The following is a 13,521-nucleotide window of genomic DNA, read 5'->3' as shown; positions in this document are numbered from 1 at the left end:
AAAGTCACTTAATTACCATGAATCACGCAATATTTATTGATATAAGCCTGATAAATAGCCATCTGCAACAGATCCCCATGTAAAACGAGCATTTTTAGCTTGTTCACATATCGAGCGCCATTGCTCAGGTTGCGACTTTTTAAGGTCTAGCGCATCACTAAAACCAGTAATAAGTTCGTAGCTTTGAGAGGCTAAACTCTCACCTCTAAAACTAAAACCACTGACATTATGCTCGACCGTATCCTGTAAACCGCCAACACCATGAACTAAGCATGGCTGTCCAGCGCGCATTGCTAACATTTGACTTATTCCACATGGCTCAAATGAGCTTGGCATTAAGAATAAATCACCCAAGTGATACATATATTCACCAACCAAGTGTGCATAGCCTTTTAAAAATAGCAGATTCTCTTGGCGTGCCATGACAGTTGTCATGATTTGCTCAAGTTCAGCATCACCAGAGCCAAGAATTATCATGTAGCCATCATGTTGCTTTAAGCGTTGACATAACTCATCTAAAACCAATGCTTTTTCATAAGGTTGACGCAGTAAAAGTGCCTTTTGATCTGTTAATCGACCAACACTCGTAACAAGCGGACCCGCAAAAGGTTTTGTTTTGAACTGTAATAAACGTTGGTGAGCAAGATAATAACTTGAATCCAAGATGGGGCTCTTCGCCATCCATTGAAATAGTGCCGACTCTGCATGATGGTAAAGTGTTGCAAGGCTGATATCTTTGAGTTCCATTCCTGGATATTCACAACCATTTAGGATCCCTACCACACGACCTTCACGATAGGCTGCCTGCAAATCAGCTTCTAGTCCTTCTCCACCAAAAAAACCATTTGCAGCATCACTCGGACGCAATACTTCTTGACAGTAGGTCGGTGAAACAAGGTGCACTTTATCAACTAAATTAATCGCTGCTCGCATCGGATTAAAACAATCGTGATAACGCGGATCGCACAATTTCTCGCCGTTATAATTTAAGCCCGGAAACCATGCTTCTAAACTTGAGCTATCGCCTTTAAATGGGCGAATACCTTGCAATGCCAAATTATGAACGGTATAAGCTAAAAATAACTTAGATAATGTACGGTAACGACCGTCATTTTTTAGTAATAATGCCACACAGGCGCTATGCCAGTCATGCAAATGCATTACATCAGGGGTTCGGATAATTCCTTGTAGTAAGGCTTCACACACCGCCGCATTAAACAATGCAAACTTACTCGCATCGGTCGCAAAGGGCCTGCCAGGTTCATCATTACAATACACGGCACCATTATGGCGACTGAATTCCCAATGAGAAATAATCAGTTGCGTAACACCGTGTTCACTATTGGCAAGTTTCCACACGTCTAGTTGCTGCATATGCCCTGCAAATGGAACATGTACAACACCGATATGATGACGTTCAAGATAATGAAATCCGTAATCAGGGATCACAACATCAACAGTAAGGCCTTTATCAACTAACGCTTTAGGACAGTCCCTAACAACATCCGCTACACCACCGACTTTAGCATTCGGTAATGCGTCATTCTCTGCAGCCACCATCAACACATGCATGATTAGCAGTACTCCATAACATTAATTCTTACTATGAAACAAGGAGTAGCAATTGCTACTCCTTACTACACTATGACTTTACCATTAAACAAAGTATTTATTACTTTGCTTTTGTTGCCTTTGCTTTTTTCTCAAGCTCATTCAACATGTCTCGGGTAACAAGTACGATACCCTTTTTCGACACTCTAAAGCCATTTTCTTTATCAGCTTCATTATCAAAACCAATTTCAAGGCCAGCAGGGATCTCACAGTTACGGTCTATAATAGCACGCCTAATGCGGCAATTACGGTTAATTTTAACCCCAGGTAAGATCACTGACTCTTCGATTTCACAATATGAATGAACATATACATTCGAAAACAGCAGTGATTTTCTAACCATTGAACCAGAGATAATACAGCCACCCGATACCGTTGAATCCACAGCCATACCACGTCTATCATCATCATTAAAAATGAATTTAGCAGGTGGTAATTGCTCTTGATATGTCCAAATCGGCCATTTAGGATCGTATAAGTCAAGCTGAGGCTCTGGCATAACAAGCTCCATATTGGCTTCCCAAAACGAATCCAGGGTACCTACATCACGCCAGTATGGCTGGCCTTCATTTTCATCTCTAAATGGGTATGCAAATACATTGTGCTCTTCAATGATGGCCGGGATAATATCGTGTCCAAAGTCACGACCAGAACCCTCTGTTTCTGCATCTTTTTTTAACTGTTCAAATAAGAACTCTGTGTTAAAAATGTAGTTACCCATTGACGCTAAACAAGTACCTGGTTTACCCGGCACTGAAGTTGGCTCAGATGGTTTCTCATCAAAACGGCGAACTCTGTTATTCTCATCAACAGTCATTACACCAAAGGTACCTGCGGCCTCTTCACACGGTACTTCGATACAGCACACTGTCATATCTGCACCAGTTTCAACATGCTTAGCAAGTAAACCGCCGTAATCCATGCAGTAAACGTGGTCACCTGAAAGAATCATCACGTATTTAGGCAGCTCATGACGAATGATATCCATATTTTGGAAAACGGCGTCTGCCGTACCACAGTACCAATCATCACCTTTACGTTGTGATGCCGGAAGTATTTCTACCGACTCACCGAGTTCTTTCTTAAAGTGTCCCCATGCACGGTTTACATGGCGGATTAATGAGTGTGACTTGTATTGAGTTGCTATACCAACACGACGAATGCCTGAGTTAATACAGTTTGATAGAGGAAAATCGATTATTCGATGTTTCCCGCCAAAATACACTGCTGGCTTAGCACGCCAGTCTGTTAATTCATGTAAACGAGAACCACGCCCACCTGCTAAAATGAGTGCATACGTTTCTCTTGTTAAACTACTTATGTATCGATTTGCATAACTAGGCATAACTCTCTCCGTCTTAAGTTAGCTGCTTTTCTTCTGTGTGTTTTGCTTTGCGCTAATGTCTAACAGTGGTTCCAAGTGCCAGATGTCATCACTGTATTGACTAATTGTTCTATCGCTCGAAAACATGCCACTAGCCGCCGTATTTAAAATACTCATTTGCGTCCAGTGAGCAGTGTCTAGGTAAGCTTTTTCAACTTGCTCTTGTGCCTCAACGAAGCTGGCAAAATCATGTGCAACTAACCACGGATCGTGCGGGCTCTTAATCGCAGCAATAATGTCGTCGAATAGATTTGGTTCAAACAAGTTAAAGTGACCGCTTTCGAGTAACTGCATTACCTTGTATAGGCTGTCGGTTTGATGAATAATTTGCTCAGGATTATAGTGCGCTTTGATATCATCAATTTGTTCTGCTCGAGCACCAAACAAGAAGAAATTATCAGCACCTACTGCGTCACGGATCTCGATATTGGCACCATCTAACGTACCAATGGTCAAAGCACCATTCATCATGAACTTCATGTTACCGGTACCCGATGCTTCTTTACCTGCTGTTGAAATTTGCTCAGACAAATCCGTTGCTGGGCAAATAGTTTCCATTGCTGTCACGTTATAATTCGGTAAAAAAGCCACTCTCAAGTACGGTTTTGCCAATGGATCTTTATTGATCACTTCAGCAACATTATTAATTAACTTAATTATCTTCTTCGCCATGTAGTAACCAGGTGCTGCTTTACCACCTAATAACACACAACGAGGGACTATATTTGAAGTATCACCTTGGCGAATACGATCATATAAGTGAATAACATGTAATATATTTAATAATTGGCGCTTGTATTCATGAATACGTTTTACTTGCACATCAAACATCATTGATGGATCAAACTCAACGCCACAACGAGCCTTAACAAGTTCAACAAGGCGTTGCTTATTGCTATGTTTAACTGCTTGCCATTCTTTGTGGAATTTAGTGTCGTCGTATAAGCGACGTAATTGACTGACTTTACTGAAGTCACCTACCCACTCATCACCTATGTGCTTATTGAGTAGTTTGGCTAAATCAGGGTTACAATGTGCAAGCCAACGACGTGGCGTAACCCCATTGGTCTTATTATTGAATTTTTCTGGCCAAAGCTGATAAAACTCATTGAATAAGCCCGCTTTAAGTAGCTCGGTATGAAGTGCAGCAACGCCATTTACTGAGTAGCTACCAACAATTGCCAAATACGCCATGCGGATTTGTGGCTCTGGGCCTTCTTCAATAAGCGATAATGCTCGTTGTTTTTCAACATCTCCAGGCCATGCTTGAGCAACATCTGCTAAGAAGCGGGCATTGATTTCATAGATTATTTCTAAGATACGCGGTAATAATCGCGCAAATAATGATACTGACCACTTCTCTAATGCTTCTGGCAGTAAAGTGTGGTTAGTATAAGCCATGGTTTTTGTGGTAATAGACCAGGCTTCTTGCCAATCTAGCTCATACTCATCAACCAAAATACGCATCAGTTCTGCTACAGCAATACTTGGGTGTGTATCGTTTAATTGAAAAACATGGTAATCAGCAAAGTCAGAGAAATCTTCGCCATGTTTGCTAACCCACGTATCTATGATGTCTTGTAAGCTCGCCGATGATAAGAAGTATTGCTGGCGTAAACGAAGCTCTTTACCATTTTCACTGCTATCATTTGGATAAAGTACCATGGTGATTTGTTCCGCAAGGTTTTTACGAGCAACAGCTTCTGAATAACTCCCTGCGTTGAATTCGCTCAAATCAAATTCGTCAGTCGCCTCTGATTTCCATAACCGTAGCGTGTTTACGATATCGTTTTTATAGCCTGGAATTGGCACATCATAAGGCACAGCTAAGACATCGTGAGAATCAAGCCATTGACGGTGCTCACGTCCGTATTTATCAGTATAACTTTCAACATGACCAAAGAATTTTACACGCTTTGATTGCTCTGGGGCACTTAGCTCCCAAGGATGACCTTCGCGTAACCAGTTATCGGGCTGTTCAATTTGATGGCCATTTTCAATCGCTTGATTAAACATGCCATATTCATAACGAATACCATAACCAATCACAGGTAGTGCCAAGCTTGCACAACTATCCAAGAAACACGCAGCTAGACGGCCCAAACCACCGTTACCTAAACCTGCGTCGTGCTCAGCTTCTGCAACTGTCTCTAACTTTGTACAGTAATCTTGTAATGCTTTTGCAACTTGATCGTCTAAATCTAGGTTTAGAATGGCATTACCAAGAGCACGACCCATTAAAAATTCAAGAGATAAATAAGCAGTTTTACGACGCTTTTGTCCGTGAATTTGCTGATTAGTTACACGGCAACGTGCAACCAATCTGTCACGAATAGTTAATGCTAAAGCATGATATAAATATAATTGCGATTCACCGACTTTGTCACGCCCAAGGGTGTAATAAAAATGGCGAGATAAATCATCATCTAAGGTGCTTTCATCAACGGTAGGGGCATCCTGCCAGCCCTTAACAACACATACTTGATCGGCATTTTTAGCCATGATTAGGATCCTCTGAATTGGCGGTAAAAACCCAGCTGCTCATTGCAGCAATCTGTTGTTCCTTATCAACATCATAAGTTGACATAGGATGTATACTTGTCAGTGCTAAATGCCACTTCCCTTTCGCAAGAGGGGGTAATTGACAAGTAACAGACTCTGACCCAGCATTTAAAATGATCAATAAAGCTTGGTTTGTGTGTTTATCAGTCAGGCTATAAATCAACACTTGGCGATCACCTTGATGCCAATCGTCTTGTTCCATTGCGGTGCCTGATTCGGTGAACCACGCGACGTCGTAGCGTGGATCATTATCATGAACAAAAAAACGATGCTTAAAGACACTAAACTGCTTTCGTAAACGCAAAACATCATCGATGAATCGGGTTAATGGATGATTAATTTGCGAGTCTTTCCATGCAAGCCAGCTAGTGCGATTATTTTGGCAATACGCGTTATTATTACCACCTTGTGAATGGGCCATTTCGCTTCCTAGTGAAAGCATTGGAACCCCTTTTGAAAGTAATAACGTCAATAGAATATTTTTTTGTTGCTGCAAACGTAATGCGTTAATTTCTTTATCGTCAGTAAAACCTTCTACACCACAATTAAAGGAGTGGTTGGCACTGTGTCCATCTCTATTTTGTTCACCGTTGGCTTCATTATGTTTCTGTTCATAACTCACTAAATCATTAAGCGTGAAACCATCATGGCTCGTCACAAAATTAATGCTGTTAAGTGGTCCTCTGAGATTATGCTCAAATAAGTCGAACGAACCATGTAAACGCTTTGCAAGCTCACCTATAACCCCCTGCTCTTGTCGCCAAAAACGTCGGATAGTGTCACGATACTTGTCGTTCCACTCACGCCAAGGTGCAGGAAAAGCCCCTAATTGGTAACCGCCCGGGCCAATATCCCATGGCTCAGCAATCAGTTTTACTTTACTCAAAACAGGATCTTGGTTGATTGCTTGGAAAAACGCATGCGCTTGATTAAAGCCATTAGGATTACGAGCAAGAATCGTTGCAAGGTCGAAACGAAAACCGTCTACCCCCATTACTTCAACCCAATATCGCAAGCTATCAAGCACCAGCTGTAAGGTTCTTGGTGAATCAATATTCACAGTATTACCACAGCCGGTATCATTGATATAATGCTGAGGTTTATCAGCCACAGTGCGATAATAGCCAAGGTTATCTAAGCCGCGTAAAGAAAGAATAGGCCCATCAGTTCCTGCTTCAGCAGTATGGTTATAGACAACATCTAAAATTACTTCGATATCAGCCTTATGAAGAGCCGCAACCATTTGCTGAAATTCGCCGATATCATCATTCACTAGATAATCTTTGTGCGGCGTGAAGAAATTAAGCGTGTTGTAACCCCAATAGTTTTGTAGGCCTTTAGCCGTTAAGAACTGCTCACTTATGAATGCGTGCACAGGGAGTAATTCAAGACAAGTCACCCCTATAGTGCGTAAATGCTCTATAAAACTCGGATGGCTTAAGCCTAAGAACTTACCTTGTAGTGCTTTAGGGATCATTGGGTGTCGACATGTTGCGCCAGTAACATGGCACTCATAAATCACCGTTTTACCCCAACTATGGTTAGGTTTTTTACCCGTATAAGGTGCAAGCTCGCGAACTCGAGACTTGGGCATATCAACAGCGTTATTGACTTGACTCAACTTACCTACAGGCATCTGACCATAATGGCGCTCACTCCAAGTAAACTCACCATGCAAGTCTCGCGCATAAGGGTCTAGTAGTAGCTTGTGATTATTAAAGAAAAGCCCTTTTTCTGGTGCATATTCACCATCTGCCCTGTAACCATACAATGCCCCTGCTTTTAAAGGGCTAACGTGCAATGTCCAAATGCCACCTTCGTTAAGGTGCATTGAAAGAGTCATTACTTCTGAATGACCGCTATTGTCAAATAAACACAATGACACATGCTGAGCTTGGGGTGCATACACAGCAAAATTAACACCGTTTTCAACAATAGATGCCCCTAGAGGCATCGTTGAACCGATTTGAAGCTCTACACTATGACTCATCGTTCACCTTCTTCAGGTAAATAGTTGCAAGCCCAGGTAAAGACACGCTTATACTTTGATTGTAACCATGACTCGCAGTAGGCTGACTAAAGATAAGTTGTTCTGTATTACCGCTAACTTCAACACCTGAACCAAAGTATTCTTCATTGTCAGAATTAAAGATAACTTGATAACGACCTGGCTTAGGAACGCCTATTACATAGTCATGATAAACTTGCGGTGTTAAGTTACTAATTACCAGAACAAAATCGTCAGCATGCTTGGCATAACGGATGAAACTAAACATGCTTTGCTCTGCATTAGAACTATCTAACCATGCAAAGCCCGCTGGGCTAGTATCTTGCTCATAGAGTGCAGGAGTCGTGGTATAAATATTATTCAGTTGTTTAATTGTTTGTTGCATACCACTATGACTAACATGCTCAAGCAAGTGCCAGTCAATTGATTGATCATGATTCCATTCACTACGCTGAGCAATTTCAGCTCCCATAAATAACAGCTTTTTACCTGGATGAGCCCACATAAATGCGTAGTATGCTCGTAAATTAGCAAACTTCTGCCAATCATCACCTGGCATTTTCTCTATCAATGAGCCTTTACCATGCACAACTTCGTCGTGACTTAATGGTAAAATGTAGTTCTCGCTATAGGCATACACCATTGAAAACGTCATTTCATGATGATGGTGGGCACGATATAAAGAATCACGCTGCATATAATGCAAACTATCGTTCATCCAACCCATATTCCATTTATAGCCAAAGCCTAAACCGCCATGATCGACCTGCCGTGTCACTCCCGGCCAAGCAGTTGATTCTTCAGCTACCATCATAATGCCAGGATTTTTACCGTAACAGCGCAGATTAACCTGCTTTAAACATTCTATTGCACCAAGATTTTCACGACCGCCATACTGGTTTGGGATCCATTGCCCTTCTTCTCGGCTGTAATCGAGATACAACATTGATGCAACCGCATCAACACGCAAACCATCAATGCCAAATTCATGCAACCAATACATTGCATTAGCTATCAAAAAGCTGCGAACTTCAGCACGATCATAATTGTAAATATAGGTATTCCAATCAGGGTGAAATCCCTGTCTTACATCTGCATGCTCGTATAAATGCGTGCCATCAAAACGATGTAAACCATGTGGATCACTTGGGAAATGACCCGGCACCCAATCTAAAATAATACCGAGATCAGCGTCATGGCATTGCTCAATAAAATATACAAAATCCTCAAAACTGCCATAACGGCTAGTTGGGGCAAATAAGCCCACAGGCTGATAACCCCAAGAACCATCAAATGGATACTCACTGATAGGCATTAATTGTAAATGCGTAAAACCAAGATCTTTAGTGTACGGAATAAGGTTATCGGCAAGCTCACGCCATGTTAAATAGCGGCCCTCATCATCGCGTCGCTGCCAAGAGCCTGCATGCACTTCGTAAATACTGATAGGTGCATCGATACTGTTACGCTTTGCGCGATTTGCTAACGCTTCATCAGACAACTGTATCTTCTTATTTAGCTTTTGTAAGACAGAAGCAGTACCCGGCGCTTGTTGCATTTTAAATGCAAACGGATCGGCTTTATCAAGTACTTCACCAGAAGGTGTACTAATCGCAAACTTATAGCACTGATGCTCTTTTAAACCTGGGATAAATAATTCCCAAACGCCACTGGCTGGGTGAAAGCGCATAAAATGACGGTTGCGCTGCCAATAATTAAATTCGCCAATAACTGAAACGCTACTCGCGTTAGGTGCCCAAACAGTAAATCGCACACCTTCAACACCTTGCTGAGTTACAAAGTGCGCACCAAAGTGCTGATAAGCGTGCTCAAGACTACCTTCGTTAAATAAGTACATAGCTTGTTCATCAAGTGTACTTGTAAAACGATACTCATCTTCTTGAAGATACTGACTGCCATCCCCATAATTCACATCCAGTTGGTAATCAGGGATTGATTTTGCTTTGACAGTTGCAATAAATAAATCGCTGTCACCTTGCTTTTTGGCCTCAATAACCTGCTTGCCTTGCAAAATTGACAACTGGCTTGCCCCAGGTAAAAAACAGCGAATCTCAAAGCTTGATGCACTAACTTTATGGGGCCCTAAAAAACTGAAAGGATCTTTATAACAACCTGAAGACAATGCATCGATATGTGCTTGATAAACCATGGGTTCAGCAAAAGGCTTTTGACCAACACGACTGCTCATTTATTGATTCCTTATCGAAATTAAATTGGCTAAAAATGCATGCTGAGCACGAATAATTTGCTCAGTTGGGCGTGAAAGAACGCGCCGCCAATTTGGGTATTCTTTATCAGTTCCGGGAATGTTCACCGGCAAAATTTGCTGATCTAAATCGTCAATTTGAATGGTAAATAATCTGGCTGGAGCAGCTGCTAACGATGAGGCTAATAACTCATACACCACAGACGCTTCAGAATCTAATGATAAGTGCTGCCCTGATTCTCTTGCGATAAAATTAAGCATACGATGCTTTTCGACATTTCTCGCTTCATGTTGCGCAGCGCTTTGTGCACTATCAAGCAAACCATACTCTTGCTTAACAGTAATATCGTGACCAGTCCACCACCCTTTAAATGGCGGTACATCATGATTAGCAATCATCAACAAACTATGCGGTGCAAAGTGCTCTGATGCTAAAAATTCACCTTGATAATCTTTTTCAAAATAGAACAAGCCATTTGAATAAATTGCACTTGCTTTTAGTGCTTCGCGAACCTCACTTGGTACAACACCTAGATCCTCACCTATCACGACACAGTGATTAAGATGGGATTCTATTTTCAGTATCGCCAACAAATGTTCAAATGGGTAGTAAACATAACATCCATCTTGCTGGGCGTTATTTTCAAAACACCACCACAGCCTTCTGATTGCCATCACATGATCTATGCGCAATCCACCAACATCTTCCATATTGGCGCGGATCAAAGAGCGATAGAAGGCAAAATTATTTTTACTTAACTTTTGAGGATTTAAAGCTGGCAACCCCCAATTCTGACCTTGTTCAGCCCAAGGATCAGGAGGCGCTCCCACATTTGCCCCCACTGCAAATAACTCTTCTTGGCTACGAAACTCACTGCCATCACCAGCGCAACCAACAGCTAGATCGTTAATAAGACCTATCGCCATATTTGCTTCATTTGCAATATGCTGACAATGATTTAGCTGTAAATGTGCCTGCCACTGCAAGTAACTGGCATATTCATTATCGTCAACTACCAAGGTTGCTAGACTGTGCTTATGATTACTACAAAACTGCTTAAACTCTGCTTTTCGTTCAGCTGACGCTGTCCGGCAAAATTGAGTGTATAAACAACGAAATGCATCATATTTAAATCGACTAACAGCAGAATAATCTATAAAAGGTTCAGTTGTAGCGGGTTTTTCACTGAGCAATTGTGATAGTGAGTCATTATTCAATGCATCTTCACACAGTGAAATCGAAATATATAGCGGGTTTAACAACGCTCGGCTGTTAGGGCTATAAGGGCTAGCTCGCTCAGGACTGTGTTCAAATAATAAATGCAATGGATTAAGTAAAATGTAATCAATTTCTTGTTGCGCCACTTCACGGATTAAAGTTGCTAAATCAGCAAAATCGCCAATACCTAATCCTTGCGCATTACACAAACTGTAAAGTTGGATGGAAAGTCCCAAACGCTTTTTATCATCAATTGAGTAACACTCTTTAGGTGTTATCCATAATTGGCTATGAGCTTGTTGATCAGCAACCGTTATCACTGCATCATGATAACCAATAGGCATAGCAGGAACAGGTAAAGCGACTTCGAGGTAACGAACCCCATTAAAACCATAGTCTCCTGTCACGGCAAGTCCTTGCAGATTTTCACGTGTCAGATTTAAGGACAAGGATGGTATGCTAAGGTGACAAGCTCGGCTCAACAAGCGTTCATCGATACGAACTTTTAAGTAAGGGTCATGTGCCTCAATAATGCTAGTTTGAGGCAACAAAGTCAGCCACGTTCCTGCATCTAAAACAAAATTTAACTGATTTATTTGATCAGAATTAGCTGTGTCTATACCACAACAGCTTAGTGCCTGGCGGCGTGTATTTTCTTCGAAAATAACATGCTCGCCAGTATACTTCGTATATTCATAGCCTATGCCATGCAGATAATATAACTGCGAAAGTGACTGCATCAACTCACCTAAACGCGTTGGGTATTAACAATACTATTATCTGTTCCAAATTCATTTGGAATATAGCCATCAGCCTGGTGGTCGTTATCCCACTCTTGACCATTAATTAGATAACGAAAATGAAATTCTTTATCAAGTGGTAGGCGTTGTTTACATTTAAACACTTGTTCTTTTTTATTGAATTTCATTGGCACTGGTTGCCAATCTGTAAATTCTGCAACTAACTGCACGTCATCTGCATCGGGACGCTTAAACTCAAAGGTAACTTCTGTTTCGTCTTTAGTCTTAAAAAAACGTTTACTTAACATAGTGGGCTCCAATCAACCAATTGGTAAATTTATCCTTGTCACAGTACCGCTTTTAACAACTTACTGCGCGAAACTGTGCGTTTAAGGTTTATTTATCTAGATACTTATGAAAATAAGTGAACTTAGTAAATCAAACCTATGTTTACGCATTATGACAGTGCATCAGCTTATTTTTTGCACCAAAAAAGAGCAAAAAACAAACTATCCTAACGCCCATCATCTTGCTAACTTGTTATGAGCAATAACTGAACCAAGTTGGCTATAAAATATAGTTTAATTTCAATATGTTTTTTAGGTGTTGCTTTTAAAGCATTGTAAAAGTAGTTAACTTGCGGACTTTGGTAAAGTGAATAAATTTGAAGCTTATTTAGAGTAAAAACACTAAATACAACATTACACTTAATACAACAAGAATAAATACAACAAACTGCATGAGTAGTTAATTTCTAAAATAAAAACACACGTTCAACAGCAACGAAAACTTAACCTTTATTTTTACTTATATTTTTAGGTTAAATAAACACAATAAAAACAGCATCACCTTATTATATTGCAAACAAATATATAGAATAAAAAGACCACTATATAAGCTGACGATACAATTTACATTTTTTAAAAAATATCTCAGCAATAAAACGAAGACAATAAGTAGAAAAGCGTAAATTTTAGACTTACATGCAGTCCCTTTTGAAAAGAACTTTCCAAATCTATGCAACAAGCTAATGATTTTTCCCTACAGTTTAAAACCAGTTCTCTCACTAATCTGTAAACACTTGAAAGCTTAAAAACCACCAAAAACGCAACTTTTATACAAAAACAACCACAAAGAGAAAATTATCATACATATTGTTATTATAAATAAATTGATCATGCACAAAGAAATCATCACCTCAAATGCGCTAAACTAGAATATCTGCTCGATAATACACTTACTCTGCTGCGACACAATTCAGCAATTAGCAACAATAGAAGAATTATTTGAGAAGGAAAAGGTTAGAGCAAATATACTAAACAATGTGAAATTTCACATTTACTTACACCCATTGTTCCATTAGACAAGAAAGGCTTTGTTAATTAAATTTACAAGCAATATACTCAAGGCATTAAGCTGGTGAGTTTTATAGTAAAACATTAACACCAAAACGGTAGTAATCTATGACCAAATCTTTTCGTATAACGTGCATAACCATAATAACCGTAATGGCTTTTTGTTATGGCTGTAACATACTGTTAACCAAGCAAGTTAATGATATACAATTCAATATTAATACTGCAGAATTGAGAACATTTGAGCGAGCGTTGGCCTTGTTGATCAAATGCAACTCTCTAACAAATTCACTTAACTTACTGATATTTAGGCAGACCAAGGGTGTTGATCTTATTTAGCGCCTTCACTTTGATCATCGCTTCAACCAGTTGGCGATTGTAATCACGCGCATTTAGCTTAGCCCCCATCAACTGT

7 protein-coding genes are annotated in these 13,521 nt (G+C 40.3%); all 7 read right to left on the bottom strand.

All coding sequences use genetic code 11. The features are described from left to right. Positions 1-33: 33 nt before the first annotated feature. The 7 genes from NH454_RS11050 to NH454_RS11020 all read right to left on the bottom strand — a co-directional run bounded on the left by NH454_RS11050 (position 34) and on the right by NH454_RS11020 (position 12,059). Positions 34-1,572 carry a glycogen/starch synthase gene (locus tag NH454_RS11050; protein WP_135926362.1) on the bottom strand — a complete coding sequence of 513 codons (1,539 nt, stop codon included), beginning with the start codon at positions 1,570-1,572 and terminating at the stop codon, positions 34-36. A 100-nt stretch (positions 1,573-1,672) separates the two neighbouring features. Then, entirely contained in the window at positions 1,673-2,956 is a 1,284-nt protein-coding gene (gene glgC, locus NH454_RS11045) for a glucose-1-phosphate adenylyltransferase (RefSeq protein ID WP_135926361.1), read from the bottom strand. Positions 2,957-2,974: 18 nt separating this feature from the next. After that, entirely contained in the window at positions 2,975-5,497 is a 2,523-nt protein-coding gene (locus NH454_RS11040) for a glycogen/starch/alpha-glucan phosphorylase (protein WP_135926360.1), read from the bottom strand. Further along, the gene (gene glgX / locus NH454_RS11035; RefSeq protein ID WP_138557723.1) at positions 5,490-7,547 is read right to left on the bottom strand and encodes a glycogen debranching protein GlgX; all 2,058 of its coding nucleotides are present in this window, start codon (positions 7,545-7,547) and stop codon (positions 5,490-5,492) included. Before glgX ends, NH454_RS11040 begins: the two co-directional genes overlap by 8 nt. After that, complete coding sequence (gene glgB / locus NH454_RS11030) at positions 7,537-9,774, bottom strand: 1,4-alpha-glucan branching protein GlgB (protein WP_135926358.1); 2,238 nt, start codon at positions 9,772-9,774, stop codon at positions 7,537-7,539. Before glgB ends, glgX begins: the two co-directional genes overlap by 11 nt. Further along, a complete protein-coding gene (gene malQ, locus NH454_RS11025; protein WP_253039082.1) occupies positions 9,775-11,751 on the bottom strand; it encodes a 4-alpha-glucanotransferase in 1,977 nt (658 codons plus the stop codon). Between the two features lie 8 nt (positions 11,752-11,759). Beyond that, positions 11,760-12,059 carry an isoamylase early set domain-containing protein gene (locus NH454_RS11020; RefSeq protein ID WP_135926356.1) on the bottom strand — a complete coding sequence of 100 codons (300 nt, stop codon included), beginning with the start codon at positions 12,057-12,059 and terminating at the stop codon, positions 11,760-11,762. Positions 12,060-13,521: the final 1,462 nt, after the last annotated feature.

It is taken from the genome of Pseudoalteromonas sp. Ps84H-4, from assembly GCF_024124645.1.
Taxonomy (GTDB): domain Bacteria; phylum Pseudomonadota; class Gammaproteobacteria; order Enterobacterales; family Alteromonadaceae; genus Pseudoalteromonas; species Pseudoalteromonas lipolytica_C.
This window is presented reverse-complemented; position numbering and strand designations above follow the sequence as displayed.